13 protein-coding genes and 1 pseudogene are annotated in these 15,211 nt (G+C 47.9%); 10 read left to right on the top strand and 4 right to left on the bottom strand.

The genetic code is table 11. From position 1 onward, the window contains the following. Positions 1-253, top strand: a 253-nt coding sequence (locus tag B060_RS24955) for a transposase (protein ID WP_018081519.1), incomplete at its 5' end; no start/stop codon positions are given. Positions 254-317: 64 nt separating this feature from the next. Here the strand turns inward: B060_RS24955 and B060_RS28465 are convergent. From B060_RS28465 to B060_RS0116590, 3 genes and pseudogenes are all read right to left on the bottom strand, one after another. Beyond that, positions 318-429: pseudogene (locus B060_RS28465) on the bottom strand (IS5/IS1182 family transposase); the annotation flags it as partial. Positions 430-544: 115 nt separating this feature from the next. Then, positions 545-1,756: a glycosyltransferase family 4 protein gene (locus B060_RS0116585; protein ID WP_018082929.1), complete on the bottom strand. Its 1,212-nt coding sequence runs from the start codon at positions 1,754-1,756 to the stop codon at positions 545-547. A gap of 3 nt (positions 1,757-1,759) precedes the next feature. Further along, positions 1,760-2,050 carry a hypothetical protein gene (locus B060_RS0116590; RefSeq protein WP_023447354.1) on the bottom strand — a complete coding sequence of 97 codons (291 nt, stop codon included), beginning with the start codon at positions 2,048-2,050 and terminating at the stop codon, positions 1,760-1,762. Positions 2,051-3,566: 1,516 nt separating this feature from the next. Between B060_RS0116590 and B060_RS0116600 the strand changes: the two genes are divergently transcribed. The 9 genes from B060_RS0116600 (at position 3,567) to B060_RS0116645 (ending at position 13,643) form a co-directional block, all read left to right on the top strand. Beyond that, a complete protein-coding gene (locus B060_RS0116600; protein ID WP_201768109.1) occupies positions 3,567-4,742 on the top strand; it encodes a glycosyltransferase in 1,176 nt (391 codons plus the stop codon). 697 nt (positions 4,743-5,439) lie between these two features. Then, positions 5,440-6,213, top strand: coding sequence for a glucose-1-phosphate cytidylyltransferase (gene rfbF / locus B060_RS0116610; RefSeq protein WP_018082933.1), 774 nt, complete (start codon positions 5,440-5,442; stop codon positions 6,211-6,213). Position 6,214: 1 nt separating this feature from the next. Further along, positions 6,215-7,282, top strand: coding sequence for a CDP-glucose 4,6-dehydratase (gene rfbG, locus B060_RS0116615; protein ID WP_023447355.1), 1,068 nt, complete (start codon positions 6,215-6,217; stop codon positions 7,280-7,282). 14 nt (positions 7,283-7,296) lie between these two features. Further along, the gene (gene rfbC, locus B060_RS0116620; protein WP_018082935.1) at positions 7,297-7,854 is read left to right on the top strand and encodes a dTDP-4-dehydrorhamnose 3,5-epimerase; all 558 of its coding nucleotides are present in this window, start codon (positions 7,297-7,299) and stop codon (positions 7,852-7,854) included. Then, positions 7,851-8,750, top strand: coding sequence for an NAD-dependent epimerase/dehydratase family protein (locus B060_RS0116625; RefSeq protein WP_018082936.1), 900 nt, complete (start codon positions 7,851-7,853; stop codon positions 8,748-8,750). Before rfbC ends, B060_RS0116625 begins: the two co-directional genes overlap by 4 nt. Continuing rightward, positions 8,751-9,650 (top strand): glycosyltransferase family 2 protein, encoded by a 900-nt coding sequence (locus B060_RS0116630; protein WP_018082937.1) that lies wholly within the window; start codon positions 8,751-8,753, stop codon positions 9,648-9,650. Next, positions 9,647-10,852 (top strand): acyltransferase family protein, encoded by a 1,206-nt coding sequence (locus B060_RS26670; protein ID WP_018082938.1) that lies wholly within the window; start codon positions 9,647-9,649, stop codon positions 10,850-10,852. The genes B060_RS0116630 and B060_RS26670 overlap by 4 nt, the downstream gene beginning before the upstream one ends. Continuing rightward, a complete protein-coding gene (locus B060_RS0116640; RefSeq protein WP_018082939.1) occupies positions 10,849-12,234 on the top strand; it encodes an oligosaccharide flippase family protein in 1,386 nt (461 codons plus the stop codon). Before B060_RS26670 ends, B060_RS0116640 begins: the two co-directional genes overlap by 4 nt. A 35-nt stretch (positions 12,235-12,269) precedes the next feature. After that, complete coding sequence (locus tag B060_RS0116645) at positions 12,270-13,643, top strand: hypothetical protein (RefSeq protein ID WP_018082940.1); 1,374 nt, start codon at positions 12,270-12,272, stop codon at positions 13,641-13,643. Positions 13,644-13,991: 348 nt separating this feature from the next. Here the strand turns inward: B060_RS0116645 and B060_RS0116650 are convergent, their stop codons facing one another. Then, positions 13,992-15,206 carry a hypothetical protein gene (locus tag B060_RS0116650; protein WP_018082941.1) on the bottom strand — a complete coding sequence of 405 codons (1,215 nt, stop codon included), beginning with the start codon at positions 15,204-15,206 and terminating at the stop codon, positions 13,992-13,994. Between the last annotated feature and the right edge of the window lie 5 nt (positions 15,207-15,211).

Raw genomic sequence — 15,211 nt, forward strand, 5'->3', positions numbered from 1 at the left:
TATCAAACGCGAACTGAAACGCAGAAGTGCCATCGAGCCTGTCATCGGGCACATGAAAGCCGATGGAAAACTCGAGCGGAACTGGCTTGCCGGAGCACATGGCGATGCGGTCAATGTCCTCCTGGTGGCCGCCGGCCATAACATCCGTCTCCTCTTGAACTGGCTGAAGAGTTTTTGTGCCTTCGTCATGGCCCTGTCCATGGCGGTCACGAAGACAAAAAACTATGCGGACTACAGCCAACTTGCCGCTTGAGTTCAAAAACTGAATTGTTCACGGGCGACTCGCTAGACGGTTCGAAGATGAGCTGTGATGAGGCCTTTTCAGCAGCCAATGTGATGCGATGACGCCCCTCCATGCGGCCAAGCATCCAGTGCGGCCTCGCGCTCCGCGGTTCCGCTTGCATGGGTCAGCGTGGCATCGACGACCAGACACCCAAGTCGCCACGCATCATATGCTCCATAAACGGAAATTTATCTCAATTGCACGCTTGCAAGTTGTGCACCGCCCTACCCTTCAAAATTTTAAACGAAAGCTGCTCAATTTTTACAACAGTCTTTTGAGTAAACCATTGGCCGCGCTTATCGCATCAAACTTGCCCAGACAATCGTCGAACGCCTTTTTTTGCATCCCGTTTAAGTAATCAGAATTATCAATATGTTCGATTATCAAGTCGGTCAGTGAGACAAGATTTGAGGCTTCCAAATAACCCAACCCTGCAGGCGTTGGCAATCCACTGACGGCACCGGTCACCCCCATTATGGGGAGCCGGTGAAAAACATATGACAGTAGCCTTAATTTGAAGCCACCACCGACAGTGTCGGCGATAATACCAATTCGGCATTCCGCCATCAGCGCCTCGATATCACTTACGTACCCCCTCACAATAACCTCAGGGTGAGCTCGCTCAATATGCTCTCTTAAGGCAGAGTCCATCGCTCCTGCAACAACAATTGAAATGCCCATTTGACGAAGGGGGGCGCACGCAATTTCAAGCCAATCCCTTAAAATCTGCCGCTTCTGTTCAGATTCTCTTCCTCCAAAAAGCAACACCTGCCTCGGAGTAGTCGAATCGATGCACCGCGCCTCGACTACTCGCTCACTATACCCTGGAGGAAATAAGTAATAAGGGACGTGTGGTGATAGCGACTCAAAGGTCGCTTTGTCCCCTTCGTTTATTACCGTAACGAGATCGACAGATTTTAACAGCTGTAACTCTGCCCTTTTTACTTTCAGTTCGTCTATTTTGGCGGCGAAAGTAACAAGCGGGCTTAGTTTATAACTTTTATATTTTTGTCGCCGAGTAAGATATTCATATTCATGAGAAATATAGACAAGTCGTACATCTGGATGGATTAGTTTATATTTCAAGCACTTGGGAAGACAATGTACAGAGCCCAAATTATCCAGAACTATAATATCCCAGTCTTGGCGCAGCAGAGCGTCCAAATTTTTGTGATAACCATTGGTTCTACCCTTCCAAGCAACATTTGGCAAACTTGAAAACACAGATCCCGCCCGGCCCTTACGTACAGAACCGCCAATATGCCATTTCGCTTTCCCAAAAGCATTCAGGCCTTCGGTACTAGAGGCGCATAGCACTTCGACACGCGCAAGGGTGGAGAGCGCCTCAATGATGCCTCTAGAATATACGGCGTCGCCGGCCATCGCCCGCCCATATGGCATGAGCTTTGTGAGATACAATACTTTCGCATCTGCCAGATCTGCTTCTTGAAAGTTATGATGAATTGATTGCATGACCTATCTCGATTTGACCAGATTCCAGACGAAGAACCTTTGCACACACATCGCCCTAACCACCCCCGCCAAGGCAGCAACTAGTCCGACAATTACTTCAATAAGAGCGCCAGCAAGCGCCGTACCGATCAATTTGCCCCGCATTAAACATGCCGCCAGCAAAAATGTAGCCGCCAGGCCAATGGGCACAGAAAGCTGAAATACAACCAACAGGCCGTTAATCGCTCCAATAATGAGAAACAGTCCGGCAAACCAGCGAATAATTTTTCTAAAAGTATTTTTGGTGCTTTTCATTTTCGCCCTCCGTGAATAGGCGTGACCAAATTTTAACACTCAGCCAACCCATCATCGAAGGCTAGAACCTGAAGGTGCAGATGCCTTGCCTTCAGCAACTCTATATTTGCCAATTTTGCAGGCATAGACGTTTTTTGACGATAGGCTGCAAATACGAGCGTGGCTTTAACATAACGCCGAGACCTCAATATAACCAAGGATGAATTTAACGACATCAAAAGAAAAAAGAAAATAACATATGTGTACACAAGCACAATTGCACAATAAATCTTTAAAAAGATGTCGGTAACATTAGGAAACATGCGATCAAATTATCAGGACGTAACTTGACGTTAGTAAGGTTATTATGCGCCCAAGAAGAGCAAGACCATGTAAATATTGAAACGCAACCAGATCATAAGATTGGTAGTTTCCAATCAAACTACCGCAGCTGACCATCCCGCTAGATCACAAGCTCCTAACGCTGACATGAGCATAGCGCACCGAATTCTAATTTGTAAATGAAATTGATGCGCCGCAGCATAGATTGTGAGTATTGGCTCGGCTATGCCAGAGCAAAGATTCAGTCGATGAGCTGGACGCCGCGAAAAGCCCTAACCGGTCCAATTCAGCGTAACCAAGCCGGGGCTAAGCCCCCTAAATCGAGAGGGCGACGTCGGCCAGATCCACTTGCAGCTGTTACTGAGTTACTGAAGGCGTCGTTTGACGCTGATCCCTGGAAGACGTCTCCCGAGCCACTCGACAAATTACAGACCGAGGTGCCCGAAAAATACCCGAACAAGCTCTTACGTAAATTGCAGCGCCGATTGAAGGTCTGGCGTAGCCAGCGGGCTCACCTGATGGTCTTTGGTGACAGTCCAGGTAACGATGTCGCAGATTGATGCGAAATGACTACAGCATTCACCCAGCAGATTTTGGTGGCCGGGGCGCGGCGCAGCTTAATCGCGACGCGCACCTAGCACCAAAATGGCCCCACATGTGAACACCGTGTTGGTTAGGCTTTATATGGTGTCGTAAAGGAACATTATTCTGAGGTAACTTAGACAGAGTTGGGGAGCATAATCTGGTGAGGCAATACGTCCTCTCATCCTGATTGACGCGCTACAAGCATAAGCCATCGGCCCGCTTTGCAGCCATATAGCATCGAGCTCAGTTGAGTGACTGTTTCATCTTAAAACCGACGCGATTACTAAAAAAAGAAATTTCTCTCTCGACAGCGCTTCGGTTGCGGTGCACAATCGCTCGTGAAATGGACTAACGGAAAGACCTATAGAGTTTCAATAGGCCGCATGTCACACTTCTGATCAAATGTAGGGTTATTTTTTATAGCCAGTGGGCTCCACAGATGGCTATAACCCGCGAGTTGGGCGTTCCCATTTCGGGAATATTTGGAAATGATTGACATATGGCATTGAAACAATAGAAACAGAGCGCATCGCTTAAACTACTTGCGCCATAATGAAGTCCTGTAGCAAATTGGGTTTTGCCACTAGCACGGCAACTTAGCAAAGCTTAATTGTGGACTGAATTACCTAAATTACAACTTAACTTACATGGTGTCTTGGTGTTTATAAATATCGCAATTGCTGTAACATTTTGTTGCGCGTTGTTAATTGTGTATCCATACGCAATATACCCGATAGTACTGCATCTCCTGCCCAGTAAGCCGGTTGCCACTGACGCAGCATACAACTGTCAGGTGACGCTAGTTTTTTGTGCTTTTAATGAAGAGCGCTCGATTGCGCAGAAACTGGCCAACATCGAAATGCTGAAAAAAAGGCATCCACAGCTCCAAGTGCTGGCATTCGATGATGGCTCTAAAGATAATACCGCTGAGCTTATCGCAGCGCGTCCGGACCTGGTTACATTGGTACGTGGTGCTGGAAGAAACGGAAAAGCCTACGGCATGAAGATCTTAGCTCGGATGTCGCAAGGAGACATAATTGTCTTTACCGACGCAAACGTGACTTTGAGAGAAGATGCTATTGCTCGGCTAATGCAGTATTATGCAGACCCTACAGTTGGAGGTGTATGCGGATCTCTCCGATACTATGGAGAAGGTCAATCTTCGACCGCAGAAATCGGGTCCCTATACTGGAAGTTAGAAGAGCATCTTAAAAAGGAAGAGTCGCGAACTGGCAATGTGATGGGGGCCGATGGTTCCATTTTTTCCCTTAGACGTGAGCTTTATCCGGAATTTCCAGATACTGTCTTAGACGATTTAACCGTCTCAATGGCTGCCGTTTTCAGTGGGCATCGATTGATTAAAGCCGAAGATGTGATTGCTTTCGAGGCTTTGGTCGCAAAGCGGGGGGAGGAATTCGCTCGTAAAATGCGAATATCAACGCGCGCCTTTCATACACATTTGGTAATGCGTCCACAGCTTAAGAAAATGGCTGCTGCTGATAAATTTAAGTATGCTTCTAGAAAAATGATTAGATGGTTTGGCGGGCTTTTTTTAATTTTGGGTGTCTTTAGCGCCGTCCTAACAGCATTAAAAATCTACACAATGCTGGGTATTGGAATTGCACTTCTACTCGTGTTTACCGTCATGATCGGCATGAAGGCCACGCGTGGCCCACTTGCCGCAGCCATTGAGGTAGCAATGGCGCTCGTAGCTACACTTGTCGGCGTCTTTAAAGCAATGCGTGGGCAAACATTTACCATTTGGAATCCGGCGAAGTCTAGATGAACACGCTAGTTTCCGATGTTAAAGTCATGTCCTCTGGCCGCGCTAATAGCCCCCATACTCGCTATCTAACAAAAATCTTTCCTTTTCTGCCGGCTTATGGTGAGCCCCACATGACGGAACGTGAAATCGGAGCCACAACGTCCCGCCGGATAGCGGCTTTGGGCGGTCGAGCGCCCCTTCAGACGCAGCAAATACTGAAGGATTGGTTTGAGTTGTCTTATGACCAGCTTCTCCGCTACCGTAACAAAATTAAAATTACCGCCTCCATGAGCGCTACTCTACGAGACTTCATTTCTGTCAAGTATCCTAAAGCGAACCTACGTAGGCACGTGGAAGACATACAAGCCCTCCTCGCTAGATGCAGAGCCGGTGTTGTGGATGGTTTGGTGGGAGGTGATCTTAAAGTTCGCCTGCTGACATATATGTTTAAGCGTCCCCGGATGCTGATATTGCAAGGATCGGTGAGTGGGCTTCCCAGACATGCCAGGCGCGGCTTCTTGTCCGCCCATCACCTGCCCGCGTTGGCCGGCCTTGTTGTCAAGAGCAATGATGACTTCGCAGGTTTGAATGCCCTAGCATCGCCAAGCTTTCGAAGACCGCAGAGCCGAGTTAGACCAGGTCGTTCACAACCGCAAACTTCAACAAGCACTCGATTTGGCACATCCAATATAATCGCAATTTACGAAGGGGTTAATTAATGCGTGCAGTAATTCTGGCCGGTGGCCTTGGAACACGTCTAGCCGAGGAAACTTCAGTTCGGCCAAAGCCGATGGTCGAGGTGGGTGGATACCCGATTCTGTGGCACATTCTAAACATCTACTCCCAACACGGGATCAATGAGTTTGTGATTTGCCTTGGGTACAAAGGCTACTACATCAAAGAATACTTCGCGAACTACGCACTCCATCAATCCAGCATCTGCGTAGACATAAAGGAAAAATCGGTTTCATTCCTTGGGGACGATAAATTGCCGCCATGGAAAATATTCCTGGTCGACACAGGTGCGGAAACTATGACCGGCGGGCGCCTGAAGCGTGTTCGCGATTATCTGCCCGCTGACGAGCCGTTTTGCATGACCTACGGAGATGGGGTCGCCGATATCGACATCTCAAAGCTTATCGATTTTCATAACGGTCATGGCCTCGACGCTACATTAACGGCGGTCCGCCCGGCAGGTCGATTTGGCGCGACAGTTATTGAAGGCGACCGTGTTGTCCAATTCACGGAAAAGCCGGCAGGAGACAATGCGCAAATTAATGGCGGCTTCTTTGTACTGCATCCTCGTGTAATTGACAGGATTGCTGAGGACGAGACAGTTTGGGAAAAGGAACCTTTGGAAGGATTGGCCCGCGACGGGCAGCTAGCGTCTTTTGAGCACAATGGCTTCTGGCAACCAATGGATACTCTTAGAGACAAGCAGTATCTTGACAAGCTTTGGCAGGATGACAAAGCGCCATGGAAGGTGTGGTAAGATGGGTAAATTGGATCGGACTTTTTGGGCGCAACAACGAGTCTTCCTGACAGGTCACACCGGCTTCAAGGGAAGCTGGATGACGAAGTGGCTCTCGCAGTTAGGTGCGGAGATTTACGGATTTTCACTAGAGCCGGAAACAACTCCTAGCCTTTTCTCGGTCTTAGGCCCACTACCGAGCGTGACTTCTACAATAGGAGACATTCGCGACGTCGACGCCGTCGAAGCTGCAGTGTTGAACGCTAACCCCACGGTAGCCATCCACATGGCTGCGCAGCCCTTGGTCCGGAGATCGTATCGCGAACCGGCAGCGACCTACGCAACCAACGTAATGGGTACATTGAATGTGTTAGAGGCTCTCAGGAAGGCACCGAACCTAAAAGCCATTCTAGTGGTGACAACTGACAAGGTTTATAAAAACGATGACACTGGACATATTTTCATTGAAAGCGACCCGTTAGGGGGGCACGATCCATATTCAAGCTCAAAAGCAGCGTGTGAAGAGGTCGTCTCTTGCTATGATCAAAGCTTTTTTTCGGATGCCGGAATTGCAACCGCGACAGCTCGCGCAGGGAATGTCGTTGGCGGAGGCGACTGGTCGGAAGATCGCCTAGTTCCTGATATGTGGCGATCACTCCAAAGCGGCGACCAACTCGTCTTGCGAAACCCGCTCAGCACACGTCCTTGGCAACATGCCCTAGACCCACTATCCGGCTACCTTACATTTGTAGAGCAACTCTGCAAAAAAGGTCGAAACGATTTGCCCAAAGCTCTAAACTTTGCTCCAGTTGCCGATCATCCACTCACCGTGCAAGCCGTAACCGAGATTATGGCTGGAAAGCTGGGGATATCAGACTCCTGGCGGCAGGCAGAAGGGTATCAACCTGTAGAGATGAAGCTTCTGGCTCTAGACGCATCGTTGGCTGCCGAAACTATCGGCTGGCGGCCTCAATTAACCGGACGTGAAGCGATCCAGTGGACAGCCGACTGGTACCTCAGGATGCATCAAGGTCAGGACATGGTTTCATTCACGGAAGAGCAAATTTCCGCATACGAAGCACTGTCATAATTGTAGGTGAAGAAATGAAATACAATCCTACTCCACTCGAAGGCGCCTACACAATAGAGCTTGAACCCCGTGCTGATGAGCGCGGCTTCTTTTCTCGTGTTTATTGCGAAAATGAATTTTCAACACATGGCTTAGAAACACATTACGTTCAATTCAACACCTCATTTACACAGAAGAAACACACCCTTCGTGGAATGCACTATCAACTGGGAGACTCTGCAGAAGTTAAAGTAATTAAATGTATTCGCGGATCTCTTTTTGACGTTATACTAGACCTAAGGCAAGACTCAGAAACATTTGGAAAATGGTTTGGGGCTGAACTTTCTGACCAAAACAGAAAAATGATGTATGTCCCACGCGGCTTTGCTCATGGCTTTCAAGCCTTAACCGATGACGTTGAAATGATGTACTTCGTCAGCAACACCTACAGTGCTACGAATGAACGATCAGTCCGGTGGAATGATCCGAAATTTTCCATTGATTGGCCCTTCGAACCCGTCATGATTTCCGAAAAAGACGCTAGCGCCCGTGATTTTGAGACGGGGTTTCATCTAGGTAAGGAAACCCCATGAAGGAGAAAATACTCCTGTCAGGCGCGACCGGCCTGATCGGCTCAGCTGTTTTTAACAAGGTAGAAGCAGAATACGACGTCACAACTATTGGACGGAACAATAGGAATGACATTTTAGCGGACCTATCAAAGCCGGACAGCTTTGCTAATTTGGACATCGAACGAGTCGATACGTTAATTCACTGTGCTGGCGTGGTGGACGAGGACTTCAAAGAGAATCCGGAACAGGCCTTCTCCATGGCTGTCTTGGGGGCAAACAGTCTGGTCGAGGCCGCGGCCCGTGCCGGCGCGAAGAAGTTCGTTTATATTTCTTCAGCTCATGTCTACGGTCCAATGATTGGGCACGTAGATGAGAGCACGCCGGTTAACCCTATTTCCGATTATGCCATCGCTCATTTTGCAACCGAGCAAGTATTTCGCCGCAAAGCGAATACGACAGCCTCCGTACTCGCCGTACGTCCTTGTGCAGTTTTCGGACACCTAGAGTCACCAGGAGCTTTCCGCAGATGGGGCTTAATTCCGTTCTCCTTCCCGAGAGATGCGGCGATGCACCAAAAAATTACGATTCGTTCAACGGGCGAACAGCGACGCAACTTTGTCGGCACCGAAGACATTGCAAGCGTAATTTTAAGCTGGCTCAAAAAACCGAAGCTTGGCTTTGCCGCTGTCAATCCTACGGGCAGCACCTCGTGCTCAGTCTACCAATTTGCGCAACTTTGTGCTGCCTCAGTTAAGGAGCGCTATGGACTGGACTGCGAAATTGAGCGGGTTACACCTGACGGTCGCACCGTTGGTGATGACTTCGACTATGTCAGCCTATTCAGCTCTGCTCGCGGTCAACAGTCTCTATCCAGCTTTGCAAGTGAATTCATGACAAGCTTGAGGGAGGCTTTGTAGATGGCTCCAAGACTTACAATCGGCCTGATAATTTATAATGGTGCAACGTCAGCCAGGACCTGTATCGATAGCCTATTATCTCAGTCTTTCACCGATTTTGAACTCTTGATCTTCGACAATGGCTCGACCGATGGAACAAGTGAGATTTGCGAAGAGTATGCATCGAGGGATTCCCGAGTTCGGCATGTTCGACACCCTGAAACGGTTCCACAGAGCGTGAATTTTCGTGGCGTGCTGATGGCCGCCCAGACCCAGTATTTCATGTGGGCTGCTGACGATGACGTGTGGGGACCGAAATTCGCCGAGCTATGCATTTCGGAACTCGACCGTCATCCAAACGCTGTCGCCTGTTGCACGAAAGTTATTTTTCGCTATCCAGATGGCAGCGAGAGGCCCGCACGAGGCACGTTTCCTATTAGAGGAAATGCCGATCACCGCGTCTCTACGTATCTTACCAATCCTCGAGATAGCGCTCGGCTCTATGGAGTTTACAGGACCGCTGCGCTTCAGGCCAGTTATCCCGAAGGAATCAGTATGTTCGCATATGACTGGCTGGTGGTCGCATTATCTATGCTGCAGGGTGATCATCTCGAGGTTGACGAATTTCAACTGCTCCGGAGCGGGCACGCGCCAGGTAAGTATTTTGAGAAATACGATAGGCATTTCGTTAGAGAGAAAAATTTGACCGGGCTCCTGTCTTGGGCGCTACCCTTGCTTCCTTTCTCAAAGGAGTTGAAGAAGCGCCTTCCTAACAGCAGTTGGGGCGCTTCCTATTGGCGGGTCGTGCGATTGAACTTGCTGCAAACGCTACTACTGCTAAAATGGAAATTTCCGGCGCTCTCATTTTTATTTTCTATTGCTAAGAGGGCCGACAGAACCTTCGCCGGTCAGCCCAAATGACGCCGCCTTCCAACAAACCAGTCGCCAGAGAACACTTTAAATCGCTAGATTCTTGGCGAGGCGTATGCGCTATCCTGGTGGCAGTACACCACTTCTTGCTTTTCTCAAACAACCAGTTTAACGGGAAGATATTTCATTCATTATATCTTTGTGTAGACTTTTTTTTCGTATTAAGTGGATTTGTTATTACGTACAATTACAATAATCGGATAGCTAATATCTCCGATTTAAAGTCCTATGCCATAAAGCGGATAGGAAGGGTTTGGCCCCTTCACGTAGCATTGATGTTTGCGCTTTTAGCATTGATCATGACCGTAAAGCACTTTAATATACCGTCACCCTATACAATAGGAGCCTCTCCGACTACTTATGATTTAAGGAAATTTTCCCTAGTACTACTTTTGACAAATTCATATGGCTTTTTTTCAGGTGGGTGGAATCTCCCTAGCTGGAGCATTAGCGCCGAATTATGTTCCTATATAGTTTTCGCTTTTGCGTTTATGCGCAGGGCAAAATTACAATATATAGTTCTGATTACAATTATCTCCGCCGCATTTACTGTCGGATTGTCAAATGATCACATGAACCTGACCGCCAACTTTGGGGCGTTCCGTTGCCTTTGGGGCTTTGGAATGGGATCTATTTGCTTCTTCATTTATGATCGTTATCAAGTGGCGTTAAGAAAAGCCTCCTCCATTTTGTTCGCCATCGCGGAGCTCAGCATTCTCGGACTAATCGTGTGCATGTTGAATTTTTCGGTCACAATGCAAGGTAATACCACGGCTATATCGTACTTAGCACCGATCATTTTCCCAGTAGCGGTCCTGATATTTGCCTTTGAGAGAGGTTTGGTGAGCAAATTTTTGAAGATGAAATTCCTTATTTATTTTGGGAATTTATCTTATTCTATATATATGGTTCACTGGATTGTATTGCTTGCGCTATCATCCGCCAACTACATTTATAAGTTGAAGCAACACTTGCCGGCGTACGACGCTGTTCCGATGTGGGGGCATCTGTACTGGAAATGGAATCTTATGGAGAACGGAGAATTCTTTCAATTTCTCTGCCTCTTCTTGATATTAGTAGTCTTGATTTCTCATGTTACGTATCACATGATAGAAGTTCCGTTTAGAGATATGGCTAGTCGCTTTGTGAGCAACATAAAAAAAAATAAATCGATTGGATTGATTAGCCAATGAACCGCCTTAAATCGCTAAAGAAAAACACTATTTTCTCTATTGCTGAGGTAGTACTGAACGGCATAGGGCTCTTTTTTATCTACAAAAACGTCGTTTCATCACTCGGCGTTAAAATGCTAGGCGTTTGGTCATTAGTCTTAGCAACGACAGCTTTTGGTAGACTTGCCGATGTAGGAATTTCAGCCGGCTTGGCTCGCTTCGTGGCTAGAGAGCTTGCGAAAGATAATCCTGACGCGGTAACAACGTATGTGCAAACTGCCATGATATCTGTGGCGGGCATAATGGGCATACTAACACTCATCGCATATTGGCCAATTTATTTTGCCTTAAAGATCGCGCTATCGGGGAGCGAACTGGAACTGGCTCGTTCAATAATCCCTTTTGCTTTGCTAACTTTTTGGATGTTAAACTTAAATTCGGTAACGGCGGCTTCCTTGCTTGGGTTGCATCGGGCCGACCTGCGATCAATTTCGAATATTTTTGGCATGCTTGTCCAGGTGGCTACCTCCTTGGTGTTGGTCAAGAGCTTTCAGCTGATGGGACTAGCTTGGGCACAAACCGCTCAATACGTCGTTGCCATCTCTATTTCCTGGTTCTTCATTACACGTGTGCATAGAGCGATGCCGATCGTTCCCCTTGAGTTCTCACGGCCCGTGTTTAAGGAACTTCTCGGCTTTGGCACGAAATTGCAAATTGGCACGATAGCAAATCTTCTGTTCGAACCGACGACGAAAATCATAATTGGGCACATCGGCGGTACCGCTGTGCTTGGTGTGTTTGAGCTGGCTTATAGAATGGTATACCAAGTCAGAGGTATTGCGGTCACAGCACTTCAAAATTTAGTTCCGGCATTTGCAAATCTCAAAGAGACTGATTCAAGCGGGCTGACAGTGCTTTTCAAGAAGACATGCAAAGTCGCTGCAATATTGAGCGCTCCTATAATGTGCGCTGTGACAGTAGGTTCGCCGATAATTGCGATTGTTTGGACTGGCCACTATAACCCCCTCTTCGTGGAATTTTCGGCGCTTCTGGCGTTAACATGGACTGTAAATATCTTAGCTGCACCAGCCTACTTTTTAGGTCTTGGAACCGGCTCTATCAATATGAACGTTATTGGGCAAGTCGTAACCGGTTTCATTTCGCCGATTCTAGGTTTTACCATCGGCCTATTTTTTGGTGGCGTAGGAGCAGTAATCGGTGTTTCACTAGGTAAAGTGATCGGGGATCTTATACCTGCTTTTGCCAACCGCCCCGAGAAGCACTTCACTTCATCGGCACTCCTATACAAGCCGAATCTTGTAGCAATCGCTACTGTTGCAGGCGTTTGTTCCATCGTTTATGCTTTAGCCGCCAAAATCGATGTTTCGCAAATCAAATTCTGAGCAATCGCTCTCGCTGCAACTGAATACGGAATTACATGATGCCGCTCCAAAATAAGCTTCTCACCTCAGAGCTGAGTGCGCCTTCAGGTAAGGCAGTTCGCGACTTCACACCTCTCCTTGCGCAAATTTTGGTAGTCCTTTTCATCATCGGCTTCCAGACCAGAGTGTCCCTCTATTCTGGTAATACGGTAATCCTGCCGATGTACATTAGTGTGCTCTCAGGCTTGTCCATGCTCTTCCTGTGCCGAAAGAAAATTGGCTCTAGAACGCTGAAGGCAATGGGGGCCATTTTCGCCCTCTTGATAGCTGAGCTTTTCATCAATATGGCTATGGGTGGAGACGTTTTGAATTTAACGAAAGGCGTTGTTCAATTAAGCATATCTATAGCTGCATCGATTGGCTTCGCACTCACTCTGCACCTAATTCCTAAAGACAAAGCACAAAGGCTTTTCTTCACTTTCTGGTGCATGTTCATCGTGCTAGGGGCAATTGAGCTAATACCCGCGGTGCGATCAATCTACCAATTTATTACAGACTTAATTTATGCTGGCACTCCTAGAGGAATATACGCAAGCATTAATAGAGATATCGAGATTTATGGTCACTATAGACCTAAGGTTTTTTCGTCTGAGCCCTCTTTTCTTGCAGCCACCTTGTCGGTCTTGTCGATCTTGACCCTGTTCACGGCGTCTAAGGATAAGCGCTCAAGGCCATACTTAGAGTATTGCATAATGGCTGCAGTCTCCTTTGCGCTCGTTCCCAGTGTGTCGGACTTCTTCTACATAGCTGCCGCATCTATTTGTTATTTCTGGCCTCAAAAGGCACTTACCCGGATCACAGTATCGTTGGCGATTTCCACCTTAGCGATTGCAATTCCAATTGCTCAACTTAACATGCCCGCCAATCTTTTTGAGCAACATCAAAAATCTGGAAGCTTCTTCGGCAGGATTACAGCTGGCCCAATCGCAGGCGCCCAGGCTCTTGTGCGTAGACCTATTGCCGGCTACGGGGTGGGCGACTCGGAAGCGACATACCCCCTAATGGCGGACGTATGGGCTAATAATGGAGGCTACACACGTTTTCCTTGGTATATGGGTTTGCGTGCAAGTGATCTTATGTCGAACGGATTTTGGTGGCAATGGATTTTCATGGGTGCAATTGGGGGAGCGCTATTTACTGGTCTTATAGGACTGCTGCTGCGAAGTATAAACGTTAAGAATGTCGTCCCAATTATACTGGGCACCTGGATTATTTGGTATGCCGGCGCAGCCTTCGTCGATATCGTATCTTGGTCAGTCTTTGGTATACTTGCCTTCCCGTCAATAAATTCGTTAACTAAACGCAATCCTACTGGTAGACGCAGGCGTCGTTACGAATTTAGCCCGCAATCGTCTCGGCGAGTTGAGTGATATTCGCTCACAGCGCCAATTTACTAAAGCTGATCGCTTACCCAGCTGATCGCTTACCTTGCTGATGATCATCACTATCGTTCATTACGAGATCCTCCAAAGCGTCAAGCCTTGGTCATTTCACGCAAAATGCTCTCAGGAAAGATGGGGCGCTCGCAACAGATACGATCAACCTTGGCGCATTATGTCCATCGGCATACGACAATGGGCCAATGAGTTCTAAGCCGCGCAGACTGGTATCAGCTGTTCGGTTGGCGCAGGTTTGCCCGCGCTCGCGGGCTTATGCACGATTTGGAAAAGGTACCTCTCGCGGTAGACAACAACACCAGGTAAAACATGACAATGTCGTCAGTGATATAGGCCGTTTAAGTTCTTGAATGACTGAGTCAATGCGGAATAGGGCTTATTCATGTTATCAACGAGCCCCCAGTTGTAATTTTCGCCAGATGCTGTCCAAGCGCCTTGTACCGGGTTGTCACTGTACTTGTACCAAATATATCCGACTAGATTCGGCTCTTGCTTCATTTCCGCTAGATAAGCCTTTAATTGTAAGGAACGCTGATGCTGGGTAATCACCATTATACCTGCCACCGCTTTTGATACATTGAAGCCCAGACCACTGTCCGTTGCGGCGAAGGAAAATTCCGATATGATCAAGGGAAGGTTTGTAATCTCGCGAATTCGTGTGCCGGTGCCTTGTGGGATCGGGTAGCCGTAGCGGTTCCAGCTAACGGCATCAACATTTCCCCGCATTCCGCGAAGCACTGGCGTAAGCACATCATTCGTTCGAAAGCGGCATCCTAGAACAAGATGGTTAGGGTCTCGCAATTTGAGCTGTTTGTACGTATAGCTGAAGTATTCTCGAGCCACTATTTCTCGAAAGCCGTCGGCATCTTCGTCACTTATATGCGCTGCATCCAGATGGTTTTGAACGATGTATTCCATAGCTTTTGAATATCCCGGCGCAGCTTTCGGAAGGTGAAGATACAGTTGAAGCAAATTCACTTTTCCCTTGTATACTCCCCACCAGTTAAACTCGTTGTCTGTGAAATACCCAATCAAGTTTTTGTCGATGATCGTTTGTGGCGTGATCCGCGATATGTTGCGAGAGACTGTATCACGCCACGATTGGCTAAACACATCTGGAATTTCTCCGCCTTGTACATACGTCCCCTCCGACAATTTTAACAAAATTACGTACGGAAGCCCGCGAGAGTTCAAGCCAACGTCAGAGCTCGCGCCAATTGTATTGAATCCCCATTGCTTTATTCGGGTTACAGCTTGCCGAGCCCACGCCCCCTGGTCTGAATGAAATTGCTCTTCCACCGCTTTATGATAGGGCGAGGCCTTACCGCCCGCCAAGTTGTCTCCAATGTAGCGGATGCCATGCACCCCTTTGATGAAAAAGCGCTGGCCCTGTGGGTCGATTAGAGACCAGCCGCCAGCTTGCCAGTGAAAATGGAAGAAATTCTGCTGGCCAATTGGCGCAGGTGCCGAAAGCCCTGGTTGAGCGAACAAGGCTCCGAACATCATGCCCCAAAGGACTATCACTCGAAAATTCATGGCTT

The organism is Asticcacaulis benevestitus DSM 16100 = ATCC BAA-896 (assembly GCF_000376105.1).
Lineage (GTDB): Bacteria > Pseudomonadota > Alphaproteobacteria > Caulobacterales > Caulobacteraceae > Asticcacaulis > Asticcacaulis benevestitus.